Here is a 21457-nt window from a genome sequence, read left to right on the forward strand (position 1 = left end):
ATGAACGCCATAGTATTTGATATCAAAAGATTCGCAGTCCATGACGGTCCCGGTATAAGGACTACACTCTTTATTAAAGGCTGCCCCCTGAACTGCAAATGGTGCCATAATCCCGAAGGAATAGAAGCCGACAGGCAGCTGTGGTATTTTCAGAATCAATGTCTTAAATGCGGTGACTGTGTTCCCGTCTGCCCGGTGGGTGCTCTCACAATGGGTAAAGAGGGGATCAGCATCGATCGGGAACTGTGTACAAGCTGCGGTTTATGCACCGAGGTCTGCCCCACAGGAGCCCTTCATTTTCTCGGGAATCTGATGGATGTTGATGAGATTGAAAAGGAACTGCTCCGGGATCTTCCGTTTTTTGAAGAGTCCCACGGGGGCATCACCCTAAGCGGTGGAGAGCCTTTGAGTAAACCGGAACTGGTTAAAGAAATCCTTACAAGGATGAAGGCAAAGGGAATCCATTGTGTAGTGGAGACCAGCCTGTTTACATCAACAGCCATACTGGAATCTATTCTGCCTCTGGTTGATATGTTTCTTACGGATATCAAAATTATCGATTCTGCCGCCCACATGGAGCATGCAGCTGTACCTAATGAACAGATCCTGCAGAACTTCAGGACTCTGGCAGATTCGGACCGGGAAGTTCTGGTTCGAATCCCCATCATTCCCGGATTCACTGACTCACAGGATAACCTTGAGGGAATTGCAGATTTTCTAAATACTCTAAGCCGTAAACTGCCGGTTGAGCTTATGAACTTCAATCCACTTGCCCGTGACAAGTTCAGAATTCTCGGAAGACCCTATGAGCCTGCGGATGCGGATCAGCCCTATCCGGTAGAGCAGATGGAAGAATTTCGAGAGATCTTCCGTCAAAAAGGCTTAGAAATCAAGTAAGCTGCCCAAAGCGCTTAAATAACCTGTTCGGTTCTTGAGATAATATCGTTTTGTGTTTCTGCAGAAAGATTTGTGAAAAAGGCTGAATATCCGGCAACCCTGACAATCAGGTCCCTGAACTCTTCAGGGGCCGCCTGAGCTGCCTCCAGGGTTGCTCTATCTACAATATTAAACTGGATATGCCAGCCCTTGAGTTCGTCAAAGAATCCATGGAGCATGGCGGAGAGTTTATCTCTGTTTGCCTCTTCGGCAAGAATGGCGGGAGTCATTTTCTGATTCAATAGTACACCTCCCAGGATCTTGTTGGTGGGAAGCTTAGTAATACTTCTCATAACCGCGGTGGGCCCGTTTTTATCGGCACCCGAAGAGGGGGATGAGCCTTCAGCAAGTGGTTTTCCAGCCTTTCTGCCATCGGGTGTGGCAGGTACAACAGAACCTGCAGGTACATTCCCTGAAATACTTGAGGTTCCGGCATAGTAGCGGCAGCCGATGGCTTCCGAGCCTTCCCTGATTGTTCTGTAATTCTGGATTTCATCAATATAGGAGTTGTAGGCGTCTACAAGGAGATCATCTACATAGTCATTATCATTTCCGAATTTAGGGGCATGGTTTAGGAGAATCTGTCTGATCTTCTCTCCGCCGGTACCTTCAAAGTTATTTTCCAGGGCTTCCATCAGCTCACCGGCACTTATTCTCTTCTCTTCGAACACCAGCTTCTTTATGGCTGCCAGAGAGTCTCCCAGGTTGGCAATTCCCACCTGCAGTCCCGATTCAAAGTCATATTTGCTTCCGCCCTCATGGATTGTCTGTCCCCTCTCCAGGCATGGTTCGGTAAATGCGGAACATAGTATATCCGGTGCTTCATCACGGAGAACCACATCAATGGCAGCATCGATGGCGATCCCTGCCTTGGCATAATAGCGGACCTGTCTGTCCCAGGCCTCCTGGAGCTGTGAAAACTCGGTGAAGTCTGTGAACATACCGGTTCCCTTGCAGAATTGTCTTCCGCTCACAGGATCGGTTCCGTCATTGAGAGCCGCCATAAATACCCGCATGAAGTTAAGGAAGTGTTTTCCCGTACAGCGGTATCCCCAGCGTCCGGGGACGGCAGTTTCAACACAGCCGATGGCGGAGTAGTCCCAGGCATCCTCCTCTTCCACTCCCAGTTCCAGGAATGAAGGAATAACGATGGAGTCGTTATTGAAGGCGGGCATTCCGAAGCCCATGCGGATAACTTCTATACATTCATCCAGGAATTCCTTTGAGAGTCCCGGATGGAAACGGACAGTGAGATTGGGCTGGGTCAGTCTTGTGTCACCCACAGATCTGAGTATGAGATAACTGAGTTCGTTTGTTGCATCCGAACCGTCACGGAGCTGGCCTCCGATGGTGACATTCTGATACAGAGGTCCTCCCGCGGAGAATCTGGTATGAGACCATGACCGGATCTTTTTCATACTCAGCAGTTTGAGCCATGTATTCTCAAAAAGCTCCATCACAAAATCGTCGCTGATGCGGTCCTTATCTTTTATGTAATAGGGGTAGAGGTACTGATCCACACGTCCCATGGACTGGGAGTGACCATTACTCTCAATCTGCATAATCAGCTGCAGGAAATAACTCAATTGCAGGGCTTCATAGAAGGTTCCGGCAGGTTTGGAAGAGATCATCCTGCAGTTCTCTGCAATCAGTCTCAGTTCTGCACTGCGTTCTGTATTCATATTACTGCCGGCCAGAAGCTCAGCCAGTTCTGCATAGCGTCTGATATATATCCGCATAGCCTTAAGGGATATCACTGTGGCCTTGTAGTACTGATACTTCCTGATGCCCCGGGCATTGACGGTGTCCGTATTATTGAGGAGTTCTTCAACGTAATCCACATACCAGTCCAGTCCCTTTTCCAGAACCTTGGGGAAGTGGACGGCTATATGGGCATCACCGGAGGTAAGGTTTCCTTCGGCCCGGATAATTCCGGCTTCATGAATGGCCAGCAGTTCCTCTGTCATCAGGGCGCGGCCCTTGTCCAGAGTTGTGCGGCCTTCCCACTCTGTGCATATTTCAAGGAGTTCCTTTTTGCATTTATCATCAGGGAAAAAGGCATCACCCGGGCGGTTTTCAAACTCATCTATTTCATTAATGATCCACTCCACTGCATATTCAGGGAATATGGGGGCGGCGTAGATGGCGGAGGAATGGTTTCCTACAATCAGTTCTTCCGGTTCAATCCGGATGCTCATCTTCTCAAGGGTGTCTTTCAGAGCATAAGCTCTTTTGAGAATTACCGGTTTATCGGCATGAGTTTTATAGGCATCAGTATAAAATCTGGCTCTTTCGGTACAGATTGTCGGCCTGGTAGAGAGTATCCTGTCTCTGAATGCACTGATCCGCTCTTTCATGAAATCCTCCGCATCATATTACTTAGATATAGAATATCAGAAATTACTAACGAAAGTCAAAACGATTACTATCGAAAACAATAAAAACTCATAAAAAACACAATTCACCACATAAAGGCTTTCAAAAGAAGATTTACAGGGTAGGGCCGGGGGCTCTATAATACTGATATGAATCAGCGTCAAAAGAATATTCTGCAGCTTGTAAGCCTGGGTGGGGAAGTTTCTGTTCAGGAGCTCTCGGATAACCTGGATGTATCACTTGTAACCATCCGGAGTGATCTCAGATCTCTTGAAGACCAGGATCTTCTGGTGAGAACCAGAGGAGGGGCCGCTCTCTCAAGTAAAGATGATATTGCCCACCGCCTGGGAATCAATACATCCGCCAAGCTCAGAATCGCCAAGGCGGCTGCAGCCCTTGTGAATGAGGGAGATACCATTCTTCTTGAAGCCGGTTCCTGCATCGCCTTAATGGCAAGAGAGCTTAAGGGGTTTCAGAGTCTGAATGTCCTGACAAATAATGCTTTTGTGGCCCGTCAGCTTAAAGATGCTGATGGTGTCAGGGTCATACTGCTGGGTGGTGAGTTTCAAAAAGGCAGTGAGACCATGGTGGGACCCATGATCCGGGAGTATATGTCCTATTATCATTATTCAAAGGTTTTTCTGGGGATGGATGGATTTACAGCAGAGGATGGAGCCATGTGCCGGGATATAGACAGGGCCGAAGTTATGAAGGAATTTGTGATACAGGGATCAGAGGTTATCCTGCTCTCTGACTCCAGCAAATTCGGTGAAAAAGCAGTCCGCTCATTTGCTTCTTCCAAAGAAATTGATAGAATTGTCACAGACTGTGATATCAATGCTACAATGCTTGAAAAACTATCGGAAGATCTGCTTATAGAGACTGTCTGAGCCCTTCGGCTCTTATTTCAGTCATGGTGCTGTTGGAAAGGAATCAGAGATTCTTTACTATTCACATCCCGATCACTATTTCAACAGAGTCAGGATGACTGTTGTCCGCTCTCTGGACGGGGGTGTAAGCTGGAAAACATGGAAGAGTGGCTATGAGGGACCTTCTGCATACTCTGAGCTGGCTGTTACCGACAACGCTGATCTACTTGTTCTGTTTGAAAGCGGAGCAGTGGAATATGATGAGAGGATCACAGTGGTCAGACTATCCGGGGAATAATCAATTCAGGACCGTGGAACCCTATTATTAAGAATTCTTAACTTGAGTATCTCCAAATAAAACCTATTATAGTAGGGTTCCCGCAGGGAATAATTTTGTATTGTTCTTTATTATTTTAAGATTTTTCCTTAATAGAGAACAAAAAGGAAAGTTAAGTGAGTGATTCTACAAAGAAGAAGGGCCTTTTTTCATGGTACTTCAACGCGAATCTTTTATTAAGGATTTTGATCGGTCTGATCCTTGGTGCCGTTGTCGGTATCATCGTCGGTCCCTCCATCGCAGTCGTACAGCCCCTGGGAAGCATCCTTGTTAATCTGTTAAAGATGATCGTAATGCCCCTGGTTCTTACATCTCTTATTGTGGGTGCCGCAAGTATTCTCCCCAAGGAACTTGGTAAGATCGGTGTCCGTATCTTTGTTTACTATATGCTGACATCAGCTCTGGCCGTTTCTATCGGTCTTATTGTTGCCAATGTGTTTCATCCCGGTGCCGGTCTTGAGCTTGCAGTTACTGCCGATGCCGCAGGTAAAATTCTGAAACAGCCCAAGTTTATTGATACCCTTATTGCCATCATCCCCAAGAACCCCTTTGGTGCCCTGTCTCAGGGACAGGTTCTTCCTACAATCTTTTTTGCTCTGGTATTCGGTATCGGTATTGCAGTAATTAAGAACTCTGAAGATGAGAGACTGGCAAAAAGCGGCAACATTCTTTTTTCCGTATTTGACGGTGCCGCAGAAGTAATGTATATCATCGTCCGTTGGATTCTTGAATATGCTCCCATCGGTGTTTTCGCCCTGATCGCAGTTGTTTTCGGAAAACAGGGAGCCAGTGCATTCGGTTCTCTGGGACTGGTTACTCTGACCGCTTATGTAGGATTTGTTCTACAGATTGCCGGTGTTTACGGAGTCTTCCTTATCATTAACAAACTGAGTTACTTCAAATTCTTCAAGGGTGCCAGAGAAGCAATGATCACAGCCTTTGTTACAAGAAGTTCCAGTGGAACCCTGCCTGTAACAATGCGTAATATGAATGAGAATCTGGGTGTTCCCAAAAAAATCTCATCCTTTACACTGCCCCTGGGCGCCACAATCAATATGGATGGTACAGCCATCTATATGGGTGTATGCGCTCTTTTTATCACCAATGCCATAGGAATGGATCTGAATATTACACAGCAGTTAACCATCATTCTGACAGCAGTACTTGCCTCTATCGGTTCAGCCGGTATTCCCGGTGCCGGAGCCATCATGCTTCTTATGGTTCTGAACTCTATCGGTATCACAATTGAAGCGGGTTCTGCAGTGGCAGCAGCCTATGCCATGATCCTCGGAATCGATGCTCTTCTTGATATGGGCAGAACAATCACCAATGTTACAGGTGATATGGTCGGAACAATTCTTGTCTCCAAGGGTGAGAAAGAACTTGATATGAGTAAATGGGGTAAATAATCAGATCCTGATTTAATTTTATTATAGATCCCGCTTCCATTGGAGGCGGGATTTTTTTATTTGTGAACCAGAGAGCTGCTCTATTGACAGATAAGGTAGTTTTCACAATACTTTCGTTAAGAGGTATCGAAAGTGATATTCAATACAAGAAGATTAAAACAGATAAACCTGGATCTGGTCAGATCCGCACTTAAATCGGAAGAATACAGCACAAAAAACAGCCTTGCAGGAGCCACGGGACTCAGTGTGGCTTCCTGTAAAAATATACTTGATGAGCTGCTGCAGAGTACTGAGGTCAGGGAGATCGAATTGGCATCATCCACCGGAGGCCGTCCCTCCAGGCGATTTGTCTACAACGAAAATTATGCCTTTGTCCTTCTGATGTATCTTCGTGTGGAAGGTTCTGTACAGACCATTTACTCATCTCTTGTAAATATGCTGGGGGAGCAGATCTATGAGTCATTTGAAGATTATGAACAGATAAGCTTGAAAGAGATTGATCAAACCCTGAGTGAACTGATTGATAAATATCCCCGGATACAGGTTCTCAGCATCGGGATTCCCGGAATCGTCAATAACGGAACTGTCGACAGCTGTGATATTAAAACACTTAATAATATTCACCTCATTGAGCACCTGTCTGAAAAGTTTGACCGGAGCATCTCTGTAGAGAATGATGTGAACTGTACTGCTCTGGGTTATTACCAGAGGCTGGAGAAAGAGAATCCCGAGAGCCTTGTTTATATCTATTATCCCCGGGACGGATTATCCGGTGCGGGGATTATTGTAAATGGGCGGGTACTGAAAGGTAGAAGCAATTTTGCCGGTGAAGTCTCTTATATGCCTGTTTGGGTTGAACGGGAAGAGCAGGGCAGAGTGCAGAAGAATACAAAGATCTTTTCAGAACTTGTTGCAGATATAATTCTCTCTATAAACTGTCTGCTCAATCCTGATTGTATTGTTCTGTCGGGACAGTGGTTTACTGAGGATCTGAAGAGGGCTATCAGTGATTCCGTTATGAAGGCATCACAGCCCGGTCACTCTCCCATGATCACTTTTGAACCAGACATCCACTTCAGTTATATAGACGGCCTGAAATATTCAGGGATGCATAAGCTCAGCTGCGGTTTTGAGATCGTAGAGAACTAAATCAGAAAAGGAAATTAAAAATGATTACAACAGTTATCTTATTTATCATATACCTTGCCTTTATCAGCCTGGGTCTTCCCGACTCAATTCTGGGGGTAACATTGCCGGCGATGAGCCGTGAATGGGGGCTGACATTCAGTGACGGCAGCCTCGTCTCAATGGTTGTCATCGGAAGCACGGTGGTCTCCAGTTTTATCAGCGGTCATATCATTGAGAAGCTTGGAACAGGTCGCATCACATTTATCAGCTGTCTGATGACTGCAGGAGCCCTTCTGGGCATTTCTTTTGCTCCTTCCTATCTCTGGCTCCTGCTGCTGGCAATTCCCCTCGGGCTAGGGGGCGGTGCTGTCGATTCCGCTTTGAATAACTATGTTGCACTTCACTTCAAGGCTCAGCATATGAACTGGATTCACTCCTTCTGGGGAGTTGGTGCAACCCTGGGACCTGTGATCATGTCATTGTCTTTGGGAGGGGCAGGAACCTGGAGAGCCGGATACAGAACAATCTCAATTATCCAATTAGCCCTCTCATTTATCCTGATGCTCAGTCTTCCTCTCTGGAAGAGGGTGCAGACTTCCAATCCATCTGAACATGAAGCAGAGAATGGAGAAGATCAATTAGAAAAGACGAGTGTCTTTAAGATTAAGGGTGTGGCATATGCTTTCTCTTTCCTGATCCTCTATAGCACCGTTGAGGCGGGCATCGGATTATGGGGCAGTAGTTTTCTGGTACAGGACAGATCTTTCAGCATTGAAAGTGCTGCCTTCTGGATGTCCTTTTACTACGGAGGTATCACTCTGGGCCGTTTCCTTTCCGGTTTTATCACAATGAAGCTGAATAATACCCAGATGATACGCGGCGGGCTTTTCATGGCATTTCTTGGGCTCCTGCTTATCGCCCTGCCCCTGCCTCAGATATTTTCAGGAATTGCATTTGTACTGACCGGATTCGGCCTGGCCCCGGTATTTCCCGCCATGCTTCATGAGACTCCAAAGCGCTTCGGCAGGAAGAACTCTCAGATCCTTATAGGTTATCAGATGGGATTTGCCTATCTCGGCAGCGCCTTGCTTTCTCCCCTAATCGGAGTCATTCTTCAGATCACAAGGGCAGGACTCCTCCCTTTTATTATGATTTTCGTTTCCACTCTGATGTTTATCTTTTCGGAAGTTCTTATTTCCGCCACTTCCATAACAAATAGAGCTGCCCTATATGAAAATTGATCACCTTGCCATGTGGACCCAGGGGGACGGGTATTCTGTGAGTGTGGTACTGGACCCTGAGGGGAACAGGATTGAGATTACTGTTTGACGCTATTTGCTGGTATCAGATTTTTTGAGTTCATTTATAATATAAAAAATCTTAAATGACATATCTCAGGACTATGCTATACTCCTGATTGTTATTTCCTTCATCGTTTCATGACATTTACTGTTGAGTTATTGAAACTAAGTTAAGTATCAAGAAGTAGGGAAACTAGTGATTACTGAAGAATTGAGCAAAAGAGTCTATTGGTTTTTATGGGTTTCTTTTTTTGTTATTGCAGTTAACGGAGTATTAAATTTCACAGTGCGGCATACATACTTTATGGGTTATGTCTGTATTGTAACATCCCTGGGAATATTTCTCAGTTGTATTTCCTTTAAATATAACAGGAATATGAAGCTCACATATCTGAGAGCCTTAATAGTAATTACTATTCACATTCTAATCATTGCAGCCTATGAAGGTTCAAGACCAAGCGCTTTTTTATGGATTTTACCATTGCCTCTGATCGCGTTCTATACTCAGGGGGCCCGGGCGGGAGTCCTATATTCTTTTTTTCTCTTTATTACTATTAACCTTATCAAAGTCTACGATCTGATATTCATTAGTAAAAACAATTTTCTGACTCCATCTTATATTGAATCAATCACTATCTTTATCATCATCATTGTTCTGACACTCAATTTTCAATTGATACTGCAAAAGAAGGAGAAGCAGATAAAAAATCAGCTCTACTTTGATGAGTTGACCGGGCTTCCCAAGAGAAAGCAACTCGTTCAAGACATTAAACAGTATTTTAATAAAACCTTGATTCTCATAAATATTGACGGTTTTGGGAGAATCAACAGTCTGATAGGCATCGAAGGTGGGGATTATGTGCTTGAGCAGACAAGCATACGTCTGTTAAAATTCTCAGCCCAATACTCCGATACCAAACTGTATAAGCTTTCCTCAGATGAGTTTGCATTATTTTTACCAGGATTAAAGAGTCCAGGCAGTATCAGAAAACTTGTTGATCAAATAAATGCCATTATTAAAGAAGAAATCATAATAGATAACTCATCCATAATAATTACTGCGTCTATGGGGATCTCTTCTACCTTAGAAAAAATCCTTACAACCTGTGATATAGCATTGAAAATGGCTAAAAGGCAAAAAAAGCCATATGTGATCTATAACCATACACTGAACATACCCCAGCTTCATAAACAGAATCTGGTACAGTTGTATAAACTTCAGAAAGCAATTGAGAATGAGAATATTGTTCCCTTCTTTCAGCCCATCTATGATAATACTACAAATACTGTTTATAAATATGAATGCCTGATCCGTTTAAAAGAGGATGGGCAGATCATCAGCCCGGCCGAGTTTCTGGAACTTTCCAAAGGGGCTAAAATCTATCCGGTTCTGACCCGGATTATGGTGAGTAAATCTTTTGAGTATTTTTCCAGCAGTGATTTTCTTTTCTCAATAAATTTATCATTGGATGATATTCTTGATTCGGTTACAACTGAACATATCTATTCTGAGTTGGAAAAATATAATATTGGAAAACAAGTTACCTTTGAATTTCTTGAATCTGAAAGGATTGAACAATTCCCGGAGGTTCTCGAGTTTATAGACAGAATCAGGTCTCATGACTGTTCAGTCGCCATTGATGATTTTGGTTCCGGGTACTCCAACTTTGATTTGCTGTTAAAAATTCAATTTGATTATATAAAATTGGATGGATCAATTATTCGAAACATCAGCCATGACTGGAAAGCGCGGGTATTGATTGAGACTCTGGTTGATTATGCAGCAAAACTCGGAGCAAAAACAATTGCTGAATATGTTAGAGATAAGGTTACCTTTGATATGGTTAATCAACTTGGTATAGATTATTCGCAAGGTTATTACATCGGAAAGCCTGAAGAACAGATATTGAAGAATTGTACATTAGCACTTTGGCCGGTGTAGGTCTCGCTTATCGGTCAATGACAACGCTCTGTTTCCTTTCAAGTCCTATAAGTATTCTGGAAATATTCTGGAAGTATTTTACTCGATTATAAATAAAAAGAGCAAAGATAAATCTTTGCTCTTTATGTATTTAGCAGGGGTAGGACTCGAACCTACGGCCTTCGGGTTATGAGCCCGACGAGCTGCCAACTGCTCCACCCTGCGACGTTGCCAAGAGAACATAATCCCTTTCAGAATAATTGTCAACAAACTCTGTGAAAATAATGGAAATAGAGTTGAATAAGTCATTTCCCGTCAATCATTCCGGTTTCAGTTCTATGAGTTTATCAGCCGTATTTTATGTAATTATAAATAGAAAAGAGTAAGGATAAAACCTTACTCTTTAATACTTTAGCAGGGGTAGGACTCGAACCTACGGCCTTCGGGTTATGAGCCCGACGAGCTGCCAACTGCTCCACCCTGCGACGTTGCTAAAAGAAGATAATCCCTTTCAGAATAATTGTCAACAAACTCTGTGAAAATAATAAAAATAGATTTGAACAAGTCATTTTTCTTTCATAATTCCGGTTGCAGTTCTTTGAGTTTATCGGCTGTATTTTATGTATTTATAAATAAATAAGAGTAAGGATAAAACCTTACTCTTAAATACTTTAGCAGGGGTAGGACTCGAACCTACGGCCTTCGGGTTATGAGCCCGACGAGCTGCCAACTGCTCCACCCTGCGTCGTTTGCTCAATGAAGATATTCCGTATGAGGATAATTGTCAATAGAAAGTTTGAAAAAAGCTGAAATATCATTTTCATCTATTTCCCTTCGCGTTTAGACGAGGGAATGATCATACTCTATAGGCGTCTTTATCTTCCTGAATGGCCTGGTCCATTTTGCTTCTTGTGTGTTTATAGAGGATCAGAAGCAGTGGTATTGTAAGCCATGCCAGAGCTGTTTCTGTGAACAGGAAAAAGTCATAGAGACCATGGTAGAAAACTGCCCAGAGAAGGCCGATCATCCGGGAATCCCTTTGGGCAAACTTTGCTTTTCCAATGTAATACCCCATAAGACCGGAAGCCAGACCGTGGAGGGGAACAGAGGTTAATCCTCTCATTATCAAGAGGCTCCAGGAATGTCCTGAGTTCATGCTGTAGAGAATATTTTCCAGGAAGGCGAACCCCAGTCCCGCCGCCATAGTATAGACTACACCATCATTGACTTCGTCAAATTCAGGCAGGGGATAGATAAACTTGTTGACCACAGCCATCTTGCAGCTCTCTTCCACAAGGGCCGCTATCAGGAAGGCCCGGATGGCGGCCGAAGCCAGCGGATGCAACCCTGAGGGGGTCAGAGAGGAGAACAGCATTTCTATCAATAGTGCCGGCAGAGTGGCTGCAATTCCCCAGAGGAAAGCCTTTGTCACAGTCTGTCTGGGCTCAGGGCGGGGATCTCTTTTATAAAAGTATCCCAGCAGGATAAGAGCCGGTACAAGTGCCAGGATGAAGTTGATAACCTGAGGCAGCAGCAGTAATGACAAAATGAGATACATGAGCTCAGTCCTTAAGTGTTTTCAGGAGTCTTATAAACTCCCTGTTGTGCTCGACCGTACCTATGGTATAGCGAATCCAATCATTCATACCGAAGGAGCTGAGGGGGCGGATAGCCATACCCTGATCCAGGAAAGAATCGAATACCTCCTTACTGTCCTTATTGATTCTGATGCAGATAAAATTGGCTTCACTGGGATAATAGAAGAATCCTTCTTCCTCCAGCGCCTTGTACAGATATTCTCTACCTTCTCTGCAGAGTTTGAGAGTCCTTTCAATAAACTCGTCATCCTTCAGTGCTTCGGCACCGGCTTTCTGAGCCAGTAGATTCACATTAAAGGCCTGCTTTGAACGGAATATCTCCTGAATTATATCCGGGTGCCCCATGGCAAATCCCAGGCGTAGTCCGGCCAGGCCGTATATCTTGGAGAAGGTCCTGGTTACTATAAGGTTAGGGTATTCCATAACCATATCTCTGCCGGAGCAGAAGTCTTTGTGGGTTGAAAATTCTGCATATGCCTCATCAAGGACAAGGATAACACTCTTTGGGAGCTTTTCCATAAAGCTTCGAATTTCACTGCAGTCTAAGAATGTTCCTGTGGGGTTGTTCGGATTGGCTATAAATACCAGGCTTGTCTTATCTGTCACTGCATTCAGCAATCCCTGAGGGTCAAATTTCCCTTCAATGAGGGGCACTTTTTTGACATGACCCCCAAAAAGGAGACCTGAGAAATTATATTCTGAGAATGTGGAATCAGCGGTGACGACTTCCTGTCCCTCTTCCAGGTAGGTTCCTGCTATGAGAGCAAATATCTCATCTGATCCGTTTCCGGCGATAAAACATTCCTTTTTCAGGTCAAAATGCTCGGCAAGAGCCTCTATCAGCACGGAAGAGCGGCCGTCAGGGTAGCGGTGGAGATGATTCATTTCCCGGTTTATGGCAGCCAGAGCTCTGGGGGAAGGTCCAAGAGGGTTCTCATTGGAGGAGAGTTTCACGGCCCCAGCCTTGCTTTTTCCGGCCACATAGGGAGTGACCGACTGGAGGGTTTTCCTGATTTTCATGATGATTCTTCTCCTACACGGAATAATTTACTTTTCTCTACAATATTTAAGGAGCATCTCTTTAAGGTCAATAGGACTGACAGGTTTTCCTAAAAAATCATTCATTCCCGCTTTTCTGATTTTTTCTTTATCAGCATCCAGAGCCAGGGCGGTGAGGGCTATGATGGGAGTCTTTTTTTTCTTATCCTTCTCAAGTTCACGTATATCTGCAGCCGTTTCATAACCGTCTTTGCCGGGCATCTGTATATCCATGAGAATCATATCCGGCTTTTGCTCCTTGTATCGGTCCAGACCTTCAAACCCATTCTCTGCAGTAACAACTCTGTAACCGGCTTTTTCCATGGTTCTTACGGCCAGGAGCTGGTTTACTCTGTTATCTTCCAGAAGAAGAATCAGAGGACCTTCAGAACTCAGGTGCTGTTCTTTTCTTTCTACCCTGGAGGGACCTTTTTCTTCCTTTTTCTCTTCCGGAAGTACAAGGGGAAGGAAGAAGCGGAATGTACTGCCTTTGGAATCTTTACTGTTAACATCAATCTGTCCTCCCATACTGCTGGTGAGATAGGCACAGATTGCCAGGCCAAGACCGGTCCCTCCGTATTTTCTCGTTGTGGATGCATCAATTTGAGTAAACGAGCGGAACAGGAGATGTTGTTTCTCAGGGGGAATTCCGATTCCAGTATCTGAGATACAGAAATAGATACGGGATTTTTCCATGTCTAGATAGCTGGAAAATTCGATATAACCGGAGGATGTGAATTTCAGGGCATTGTTGAGTAAATTTTGTATGATCTGTCTGATCCTGACGGGGTCACCCATAATTATATCCGGAATATTTTCTCCCATACTATAGCGGAATTCCAGCCCCTTGGATTCAGCCTGAGGGCTGAAGAGCTTTGCAATATTATTTAGAAAAATCGGGAAGGGAATCGGGATACTCTCTATGATAAGCTTTCCGGATTCAATTTTTGAATAATCCAGGATGTCATTTATAACCCGCATCAGTGAATCTGCAGAGAGCCTGATTACATCAAGGTATTCCTTCAGGAAGGGACTCATCTCTTCTTCAAGAGCCAGATCGGTCATCCCTATAATTCCATTCATAGGTGTTCTGATTTCATGTGTCATGGCAGCCAGGAACGTGGATGCACCGCTGTTTTCAATCCCCGTAACAGGTTGATTCTTCCGGATATTCAGGAGCCACATTATCAGTCCTGTTTTTCTGTCTCTGGATATCTCTTCACTTTTGATCTCTTTCTGTCTTGGGGTCAGCAGGGCATTGATGTGTCTTCTCTGCAGATCACTCTCGGACATTCCGATTATTTTTTCAGCCACATGATTCACATTCATTATAAGGCCTGATTTATCTGTAATGATTAAAGCTTCATTCATATCCATAAACAAAGACTTCATCTGTCCCGGGCTGATCAAAGAGCTCCCCCTTCCGAAAGTATCTGATAGGTATAATATAATACTGCGATAGAATTGCTGGGATTTCCACTATGGGGATCAAATTGAAGAATGGATCTGACAATCGGCGTTGCCGCCTTGCTGAGATTTTCTACATTATTGAGAGATTTCTGACACCAGCTCCAGATTGCTGCATAATCTTTTGAATTATAGGATGAATAGAGATGTGATTGAGCCTGAAAAAAGATCTCCATTTCCCTTGTTTCGTCAAGGAGTATATGAATCCCTTCACCATATTCCATATTGTTCATCTGATAGATCCAGCCCAGGGGCGGATTCATATCTTTCTGTCGGCTGAACAGGGTATAGAGACTCTGCTCATAACATTTTCCCAGAGCACTTATCTCTGCTGAGAAAAGACTCTCCAGCCATTTTCCCTCGGGAGCCATGTTATGGAGGGCTATCACATAATTCAGGTCTCTTGTTATGTTTCCTCTCTTACCCTTTATATAACGGTCGTAGATCTTCTCCAGGCTTGCTGTATGACCTATACGGCCCAGAGATTTTGCGGCATTTGAGGCAGTCAGGCTGTCTTCGTCATCAAAGAGATGGATCAGGGCCTCTTCCACTTCCGGAGAGGGGTAGGCTCCCAGGGCAAATATGGCCTCATGTCTGTAGAGAGAGTGTTTTTCCATAGCCTCTCTGATCAGATCAGGTATGAGCTCCGGCCTCTTTCTTTCAAAAAGAGTTTTCATTATATCTGATTTTTCTGAACTCACAGGATTAAGGAACATCTGTCTCATCTCTTCATTGGCCAGAGAAGAACCTGTGTAGGCCAGAGAGAGGATCAGGGTCTTCCGTTTATGGTTGCTTTTACCACTGCTCAGCATGCTGATATCCCGGAAAGTACGCATATGTTCGATAGAAAGAAGCATGGTCCATGTCTTCTTCATGGTTGCACTGCCTTTTTCATAAAAACCTGAGGCGACTACGGTGATAAAAATACAGATAATTAAAGCCAGGGTGAAGGTCAGGCCATATACATTGAGAATAGGAAGATTGAATCCCGCGGATGACAGGTCTGCCAGCCCTCCGGCTGCAATTCCCAGCAAAAGGGCCAGGAAGGAGGTTACTACTATATCCATGGATGTATAGGAGACTGATCCTTCTTCGGGGATGGACTGAACAAAGAGTCTGGCCGTAAGCAGAGACAGTATATTCTGTACAAACACTGTCAGGAATCCGAGTATAAAGAAGAACTCGGGGCTGCGGTCCGGAGAGATGGTCATCCAGGTCAGATAGAGGAGACCGGCGGTGATTCCTGCGGGAAGAATAAAGGGTCTGCTTCCCATTCTGTCGGCAAAGGGGCGGATTATCAGAGCCGCAACGATGGATGCCACTGTGATAATCAGGGTGTACATAAAGATCTGGGAGGCTGAGAATCCTGCATATTGACGCAGGAAAGGTATGGTCATGGCTCCCATAATTTCAATACAGATGGCGCTCCACCGGAGAAGCAGTATTGTCCGTTCTCTCTTTTTTTTAAAAGTATCTTTGAGAATACGTACCATATTCTGTCCGGGCTGATAGTCCACAATCTCCCTGTTGGGCATTTTTCTGAGATTGATACTGGCAAAAGTATTGGCAATAATACCTATGAACTGAAGGGTAAGTATCCCGGTCAGTTCCGAAAGATAGTTGAAGGAGGTCAGCATATAGCTGAAAAAGCGGGAGATCATGGCAATGGTGTTGAAACGGGTGGAGGATGTCATGATCACTTCGCCCCTGGTACGGCTTGTGGAGATCATCTTCCGGATTGACTGCTGTATGGCAACCCCGATTGTACGGGTTATACAGAAGAGTGTGTATGTTATAAGGATGACCCAGACAGCTGAGGCTCCGCTGAGCATGGGGAGAAGCAGGTAACCCAGGCAGACAAGTCCCCTGAGCAGCCAGGCGATATAGCCTACATTTTTATTGGATTTTCCTTGAAAAAGACGGGGATAGAAAATCAGCATTCCCCCTGTTATATATGTTGCAGCTGAAATATAGCCGAGCTGCAGGTTGCTGGCACCGTAGAGAATGGCCAGAAGGTATACAGTCGTATTGCCAAGGAAGCTGAAACTTATCCCGTTGAAGGAGACGAAACGGAAGAAATATTTTCTTGCGGTTTCTCTCTCTTTCTGGGACAGATATCTTGTTTTTTTTATCATGACCTTTATTCCGTAGACTCCCGAATGATGTCTCTCCGAAAGCATAGAACTTTCCTACTGACAGGTAAAGTAAAAAACTTACAAAAAGTAACCTGATTCGATGACTGATGTTTAATTATTAAAGGTCTAGGGTTTATGTGTGATTCCTGGATCTTCATTCTGTTTTAATAATTCCCGGGGTTCTCCTTTCCCGGGAATTTTTTGATGGATTATATATGATCTTTCTTATATATTTGATCAAATGAAAGAAAAAAATATGACCAGCATAAATACGGCAATTGAAGGCCTGAGAATACCCTCCATCGCCCTCGGATGTATGCGGATATCGGAAATGAAACCTGAAGTGGTACTGGAGTTGATAACCTGCTCAATGGAAGAGGGTATCAATTTTTTTGATCATGCCGATATCTACGGTGGAGGCAAGTCGGAAGAGGTATTTGCAAAGGCTCTGAAACTGAGCTCATTTAAGAGAGAAGATATTATTCTTCAGTCCAAGTGCGGTATCCGTGACGGCTTTTTTGATTTTTCGGAGAGTCATATTCTGAATTCTGTAGATGAAATACTGAAAAGGCTGAATAGCGAATACCTGGATATACTTCTTCTTCATCGTCCCGACACTCTGATGGAACCCGATGAAGTCGCATCGGCTTTTGACCGCCTTCAAAAGAGCGGTAAGGTGAAACACTTTGGCGTGAGTAATCAGAATCCCATGCAGATTCAGCTTCTCCAGAAGTCTGTGAATCAGAAGCTTGCCTTCAATCAGCTGCAGCTGAGCCTGATGCGCAGCGGTATGATCGATTGCGGGCTCAATGTGAATATGAAGCTTGATGCTTCTCTGGATCATGATGGTGGAATCCTTGATTTCTGCAGGCTTCATGATATTACAATTCAGGCCTGGTCTCCTTTTCAGTACGGTTTCTTTGAAGGCGTATTTCTGAATAATGAGAAATTCCCGGAGCTGAATAAGGAAATTGACCGCTTGGCTGAAAAGTATTCAGTCAGTAATTCAGCAGTAGCTCTGGCATGGATACTCCGCCACCCGTCGGGTATACAAACTGTGATCGGTACAACAAAAATCACTAGAATCAAAGAAATGGCAAAGGCAGCCTCTTTTAAACTCAGCAGGGAAGAGTGGTATGCTCTCTATAGAGCCGCCGGAAATGTCCTACCCTGATAATTCTATAAAATAAGGAAGATCAATGGAATTTATTATTCTATCAAGTCTCACAGCAGTTCTTCTGCTGTTCTCATTGTACAAAAGCAGGGAAAGAACAAAGAAAGCTCTGAAACTGGCTGGAAAACGCCTTTTGAAGATTGCACCCATGATAATGCTGATGGTTATACTCATTTCCATTACCCTGTATTTTCTACCTCCTGAAGTCATTTCAAAGTATCTTGGAGGAGATAACCGCTGGCTGGCCATGATAACGGCCTCCATTGTCGGTTCGATAGCCCTTATTCCGGGGTTCGTCGCATTCCCTCTGGGGGGAGTCCTGAGAGACAGCTCTGTTCCTTATATGATTATTGCGGCTTTTACCTCTTCATTGATGATGGTGGGAATTGTAACTCTGCCGGTTGAACGTCAGTATCTTGGTATGAGAGTCGCGGTGTTAAGAAATATCATATCATTTATTATCGCAATTATTGTAGCTCTGGTAACAGGGATTCTATATGGGGAGATCTTTTAGATGAATAAAAAGAAAATTATTATGCCTGCCATAATTGTACTTTCTCTTATCCTAGTGATCGCTTTGTTTTTTATTGATTCAGCTGCTCCCGGTGCAATAGGGAAAATTTTTGCAATGAACCTTTTGACAATGGTTAAGATTCTTCCCTTTGCCTTTATTCTAATTGCCTTATTTGATATCTGGGTAGAGAGGAAGACTATTGAGAGACACCTGGGTGAAGGGGGGGGCGGTAAGAGCTTTTTCTGGGCTGTTCTTCTTGGAAGTACAACCATGGGTCCCATGATTGTCTGTCTGCCGATGGCAGCCGCTCTTCATAGAAAAGGTGCCCGTCTTACAGTAATATTCACCTATATAGCAGCATCCTCTGTTGCCAGGGTGGCAATGACTATATTTGAAAGCTCATATATGGGTGTAAAGTTTACAATTATCCGCTATGCGGTATCTCTACCTCTGATCATTATCAGTTCAATTATTCTGGGTCGTATATTGCAGAGACGAGGGTATGAAATTAAAGGTGAATAAAAAAATATTTTTTTTGTAACCACTTATTAAAGCTTTGGTTTTATGGGTGTAGAACAACAGTAATTCTCCTAAGAATTTTGTAGATTTTTTTCATTTGCTCGCCCCCGGGTTTCCTCCTTTTCCCGGGGGCTTTTTTTGCCCATTTGGTTTTTCAGATTTTTCAGACACAGCGCCGATCAGTCCGCCGATCAGTCCGCCGCTGCAAAAAAGTTCTGAAACTCATCATCCGCCGGACGGGTAAATCTTTTCAAATCTTCATCACTGCATTCTGATAGCTCCTGAAAAGTACAGGAGGCATTACTGTCGATATCTTCTGTATGCCTGATATAGGTAGTCTGGTAAAAGGATAACTTCTTGGTTGGGTGGATACCCATCTCCAGCAGTCTTTTAGCCGCTGAGCGAATCAGCTGCAGTTTATTCATCAGATCTTCATCAGACCGTACAGTCCAGACACCCAGTATGATTGGTTTGCTGTCAATATTCATATCCCCGATAAACTCACCTCTTACAAGCTGCTCCTTATCCTTTCCCAGATAAGGAGCAAAATCGAGATGCTCCGCAAGTTTTCTGTCTGTAGCCCGGAAATTCCCTGTCTCAGGATCTAATGTGAAAATTATAATATTTTTTAAGGCCTGTCCGTAACTCTTGAACATGGCTCCCAGAAAATCGTTCTCTTTCCTGGCTTCCAGCAGTTTCTCTTTCCTGGATTTGATTTCCTGAGTAATTTCCAGAAGCCAGAGTTTCATGCGGTCATCTTCACAGCGGTAGGTTGAAACCTCTTCATTCAGTTTTTCCCAGCTTAGAGCTCCTTCCACATAGGAAAGTACTGTCCTGAAAATTACTCTTATATTATGAAATTTGCTGAACTTCAGAATCAGATCGAAAAGGAATATTTCCATTTTACGAAGCTGCCATATTGAAGCGATAACCGCATTCCTGCTTGCCCCTTCATGTACATCTGGTTTTTCCCAGAGTACTTTAAATTCATTGAGTCTCCGCTCCATCTGTATATGCCATTTATCCAGTTTTCCGGAGATTATTTTAAGTCTTATCTGCCAGATAGTTCCTGCTCCCGGACGGCTGATTACTTTGATATTCTCGGTACCGAAGGTCGCATAGATCTGTCGGGTTCCCAGACCCTCACCGGTTTTATTACCCTTTGTTGTTCTACCCACAAAGGCCGGCAGTCCTTCACTGTCTTTTATCAGTTTCTCCTCAGGAATTCCCGTACCATTATCTTCAAGTTCAAGAAGAACATAATCTTCTTCTTTCAGCAGGGTTATTCTGAGAACTCCATTTCTGCCTGTATCAGTTATGGCATCAAGGGAATTGGATGCCATATTGATCAGTGCCCGGCCTATATTAACAAAGGAACCCGGAACAAGAGCCTCTCTTGTTTTAAGTTCAAGGTGCAGATCGCAGGGGGTAGTGGAGGCTTCGATATAGGGAATGATCCTCTCAAGAATCACATCCTGAAGATTTACCGTATGGGATATGAGGAGGCTGTCCCTGAAGGAGTTGAGCATATTGCTCATAGTCGTGGATTCCCGGTTGATATCCTCAATGATTCTGTCCGCATTATCCATGGCAAGCATATCTACCATATTGGACATAAGCCGCAGGGTTTTACGGGCATCATGCCTGGTTTTTCCTATCTCTTCTGAAGCAGAGGGAGCATTTTTATTCTCCTTTCTTTCGATTATCAGAATATCGTGTTTGTCGGCCAGAAGGTGGCAGTACACAAGATTTCTGTAGACCATGGGTTCACCATGATGAAATCCCTTGTTCTGAAAAAACTCGATTGTGTCTCCCTGTTTTTCCCAGATATAGAGATAGACTCTTCCGTTTCCAGGTATTTTTGAGGCAAGGTACTCAATAAAGGCGGTTCCTATCCCCCGGCCTCTCCCAAAAGGACTAGTGACCAGTTTATAGATATGAAAATTGCGTTTATAGCGATCCGTATAGACCAGCATATAACCCAGTATTTCACCTTCATCCACCCAGACACAGCTGTATTCCCGGTCCTTTTCTATATCGGGGTCTCTTATGTAGGGGGAGGGGATTATAAATGTATCGATATTGAGCAGCGGATTACGGGCTACCTGATCTTCTATTGTTTCTGTCAGGGGCTGAATCTTGGGATTCCGTTTCACTCTGTGCCTGCCAGGCCTATTTCCTGTGCTGCTGTTTTCATTCCTTCGATGGTCATGGCAATCAGGTCTCCGTTTTCCATCCCCAGCATACCCGCACCCTTTTCGATTGTGCTTCTGTCTACACCGGCGGAAAAACCTTTGGCCTTCCATTTTTTCTTAACAGATTTCACGCCCAGGTCCATGATGCTTTTTGAGGGGCGGACAAGTACGGTTGCGGTAATCAGTCCTGTAAGTTCATCACAGGCAAAAAGGACTTTCTCCATTTCATGTTCGGGTTCCACATCACTGCAGATTCCCCAACCATGGGAGACCACTGCATGGATCAGCTCTTCGGGCCATCCTCTCTCCTTCAGTATTTCATCTGCCTTAATGCAGTGTTCTTCGGGATACATCTCATAATCGATATCATGCATGAGGCCGACGATTCCCCAGAATTCAGGATCGAATCCTCTCTGTCCGGCTGCGTAGCGCATCACTGCTTCAACTGACAGGGCATGGGTATAAAGGCTTTCTGATTTATTAAATTCCTTAAAAAGTGTCAGTGCATCGTCTCTGTTCTGTGTCATGTATTGCTCCTGC

The 21457-nt window shown here is 44.2% G+C and carries 17 protein-coding genes and 3 tRNA genes; 10 read left to right on the forward strand and 10 right to left on the reverse strand.

Annotation, left to right across the window (positions count from 1 at the left end):
- Nucleotides 1–897, forward strand: a complete 897-nt coding sequence (locus DV872_RS13670; RefSeq protein ID WP_114630507.1) for a glycyl-radical enzyme activating protein — start codon at nucleotides 1–3, stop codon at nucleotides 895–897.
- Between the two features lie 14 nt (nucleotides 898–911).
- Here DV872_RS13670 and DV872_RS13675 read toward each other — a convergent pair whose 3' ends face one another.
- Nucleotides 912–3293, reverse strand: coding sequence for a glycyl radical protein (locus DV872_RS13675; RefSeq protein ID WP_114630508.1), 2382 nt, complete (start codon nucleotides 3291–3293; stop codon nucleotides 912–914).
- Nucleotides 3294–3461: 168 nt separating this feature from the next.
- Between DV872_RS13675 and DV872_RS13680 the strand changes: the two genes are divergently transcribed.
- The 6 genes from DV872_RS13680 to DV872_RS13705 all read left to right on the forward strand — a co-directional run bounded on the left by DV872_RS13680 (nucleotide 3462) and on the right by DV872_RS13705 (nucleotide 10298).
- Complete coding sequence (locus DV872_RS13680) at nucleotides 3462–4202, forward strand: DeoR/GlpR family DNA-binding transcription regulator (protein ID WP_114630509.1); 741 nt, start codon at nucleotides 3462–3464, stop codon at nucleotides 4200–4202.
- Between the two features lie 94 nt (nucleotides 4203–4296).
- Complete coding sequence (locus DV872_RS13685) at nucleotides 4297–4479, forward strand: sialidase family protein (RefSeq protein ID WP_114630510.1); 183 nt, start codon at nucleotides 4297–4299, stop codon at nucleotides 4477–4479.
- 155 nt (nucleotides 4480–4634) lie between these two features.
- Entirely contained in the window at nucleotides 4635–5927 is a 1293-nt protein-coding gene (locus DV872_RS13690; protein WP_114630511.1) for a dicarboxylate/amino acid:cation symporter, read from the forward strand.
- 132 nt (nucleotides 5928–6059) lie between these two features.
- Nucleotides 6060–7076 (forward strand): ROK family protein, encoded by a 1017-nt coding sequence (locus tag DV872_RS13695; RefSeq protein WP_114630512.1) that lies wholly within the window; start codon nucleotides 6060–6062, stop codon nucleotides 7074–7076.
- 20 nt (nucleotides 7077–7096) lie between these two features.
- Nucleotides 7097–8296 (forward strand): sugar MFS transporter, encoded by a 1200-nt coding sequence (locus tag DV872_RS13700; RefSeq protein WP_199563474.1) that lies wholly within the window; start codon nucleotides 7097–7099, stop codon nucleotides 8294–8296.
- A 256-nt stretch (nucleotides 8297–8552) separates the two neighbouring features.
- Nucleotides 8553–10298 carry a GGDEF domain-containing protein gene (locus DV872_RS13705; protein ID WP_147283173.1) on the forward strand — a complete coding sequence of 582 codons (1746 nt, stop codon included), beginning with the start codon at nucleotides 8553–8555 and terminating at the stop codon, nucleotides 10296–10298.
- A gap of 131 nt (nucleotides 10299–10429) precedes the next feature.
- On the opposite strand, the gene DV872_RS13710 is transcribed toward DV872_RS13705, so the two are convergent.
- The 7 genes from DV872_RS13710 to DV872_RS13740 all read right to left on the reverse strand — a co-directional run bounded on the left by DV872_RS13710 (nucleotide 10430) and on the right by DV872_RS13740 (nucleotide 16515).
- Nucleotides 10430–10502 (reverse strand) — tRNA-Met (locus tag DV872_RS13710).
- 187 nt (nucleotides 10503–10689) lie between these two features.
- Nucleotides 10690–10762: transfer RNA gene (locus DV872_RS13715), tRNA-Met, on the reverse strand.
- 187 nt (nucleotides 10763–10949) lie between these two features.
- A tRNA-Met gene (locus tag DV872_RS13720) sits at nucleotides 10950–11022 on the reverse strand.
- 111 nt (nucleotides 11023–11133) lie between these two features.
- A complete protein-coding gene (locus tag DV872_RS13725; RefSeq protein WP_114630514.1) occupies nucleotides 11134–11835 on the reverse strand; it encodes a PrsW family intramembrane metalloprotease in 702 nt (233 codons plus the stop codon).
- Between the two features lie 4 nt (nucleotides 11836–11839).
- Nucleotides 11840–12895, reverse strand: coding sequence for a histidinol-phosphate transaminase (hisC, locus tag DV872_RS13730; RefSeq protein WP_114630515.1), 1056 nt, complete (start codon nucleotides 12893–12895; stop codon nucleotides 11840–11842).
- A gap of 27 nt (nucleotides 12896–12922) precedes the next feature.
- Nucleotides 12923–14323: an ATP-binding protein gene (locus DV872_RS13735; RefSeq protein WP_114630516.1), complete on the reverse strand. Its 1401-nt coding sequence runs from the start codon at nucleotides 14321–14323 to the stop codon at nucleotides 12923–12925.
- The gene (locus tag DV872_RS13740) at nucleotides 14320–16515 is read right to left on the reverse strand and encodes a HEAT repeat domain-containing protein (protein ID WP_158546973.1); all 2196 of its coding nucleotides are present in this window, start codon (nucleotides 16513–16515) and stop codon (nucleotides 14320–14322) included. The genes DV872_RS13735 and DV872_RS13740 overlap by 4 nt, the downstream gene beginning before the upstream one ends.
- A gap of 241 nt (nucleotides 16516–16756) precedes the next feature.
- On the opposite strand from DV872_RS13740, the gene DV872_RS13745 reads away from it, so the two are divergent.
- Genes DV872_RS13745 through DV872_RS13755 form a run of 3 tightly spaced genes read left to right on the forward strand, consistent with a single transcriptional unit; the run spans nucleotide 16757 to nucleotide 18725 of the window.
- The gene (locus DV872_RS13745; protein ID WP_230391554.1) at nucleotides 16757–17689 is read left to right on the forward strand and encodes an aldo/keto reductase family oxidoreductase; all 933 of its coding nucleotides are present in this window, start codon (nucleotides 16757–16759) and stop codon (nucleotides 17687–17689) included.
- A 25-nt stretch (nucleotides 17690–17714) separates the two neighbouring features.
- The gene (locus DV872_RS13750) at nucleotides 17715–18203 is read left to right on the forward strand and encodes a permease (RefSeq protein WP_114630518.1); all 489 of its coding nucleotides are present in this window, start codon (nucleotides 17715–17717) and stop codon (nucleotides 18201–18203) included.
- Nucleotides 18204–18725, forward strand: a complete 522-nt coding sequence (locus DV872_RS13755) for a permease (protein WP_114630519.1) — start codon at nucleotides 18204–18206, stop codon at nucleotides 18723–18725.
- Between the two features lie 188 nt (nucleotides 18726–18913).
- On the opposite strand, the gene DV872_RS13760 is transcribed toward DV872_RS13755, so the two are convergent.
- Together DV872_RS13760 and DV872_RS13765 are read right to left on the reverse strand one after the other, a co-directional pair.
- Nucleotides 18914–20878, reverse strand: coding sequence for a GNAT family N-acetyltransferase (locus DV872_RS13760; protein WP_114630520.1), 1965 nt, complete (start codon nucleotides 20876–20878; stop codon nucleotides 18914–18916).
- Nucleotides 20875–21444, reverse strand: coding sequence for an HDIG domain-containing metalloprotein (locus DV872_RS13765; RefSeq protein WP_199563475.1), 570 nt, complete (start codon nucleotides 21442–21444; stop codon nucleotides 20875–20877). The genes DV872_RS13760 and DV872_RS13765 overlap by 4 nt, the downstream gene beginning before the upstream one ends.
- Nucleotides 21445–21457 lie beyond the last annotated feature (13 nt).

The organism is Oceanispirochaeta sp. M1 (assembly GCF_003346715.1).
Lineage (GTDB): Bacteria > Spirochaetota > Spirochaetia > DSM-2461 > DSM-2461 > Oceanispirochaeta.

Excerpts from the sequence above, each read along its gene's own strand:
- DV872_RS13670 (WP_114630507.1), top strand. The coding sequence starts at position 1 with ATGAACGCCATAGTATTTGATATCAAAAGATTCGCAGTCCATGACGGT.
- DV872_RS13675 (WP_114630508.1), bottom strand. The coding sequence starts at position 3,293 with ATGAAAGAGCGGATCAGTGCATTCAGAGACAGGATACTCTCTACCAGG.
- DV872_RS13680 (WP_114630509.1), top strand. The coding sequence starts at position 3,462 with ATGAATCAGCGTCAAAAGAATATTCTGCAGCTTGTAAGCCTGGGTGGG.
- DV872_RS13685 (WP_114630510.1), top strand. The coding sequence starts at position 4,297 with ATGACTGTTGTCCGCTCTCTGGACGGGGGTGTAAGCTGGAAAACATGG.
- DV872_RS13700 (WP_199563474.1), top strand. The coding sequence starts at position 7,097 with ATGATTACAACAGTTATCTTATTTATCATATACCTTGCCTTTATCAGC.
- DV872_RS13725 (WP_114630514.1), bottom strand. The coding sequence starts at position 11,835 with ATGTATCTCATTTTGTCATTACTGCTGCTGCCTCAGGTTATCAACTTC.
- hisC (WP_114630515.1), bottom strand. The coding sequence starts at position 12,895 with ATGAAAATCAGGAAAACCCTCCAGTCGGTCACTCCCTATGTGGCCGGA.
- DV872_RS13740 (WP_158546973.1), bottom strand. The coding sequence starts at position 16,515 with ATGATAAAAAAAACAAGATATCTGTCCCAGAAAGAGAGAGAAACCGCA.
- DV872_RS13745 (WP_230391554.1), top strand. The coding sequence starts at position 16,757 with ATGAAAGAAAAAAATATGACCAGCATAAATACGGCAATTGAAGGCCTG.
- DV872_RS13750 (WP_114630518.1), top strand. The coding sequence starts at position 17,715 with ATGGAATTTATTATTCTATCAAGTCTCACAGCAGTTCTTCTGCTGTTC.
- DV872_RS13755 (WP_114630519.1), top strand. The coding sequence starts at position 18,204 with ATGAATAAAAAGAAAATTATTATGCCTGCCATAATTGTACTTTCTCTT.
- DV872_RS13765 (WP_199563475.1), bottom strand. The coding sequence starts at position 21,444 with ATGACACAGAACAGAGACGATGCACTGACACTTTTTAAGGAATTTAAT.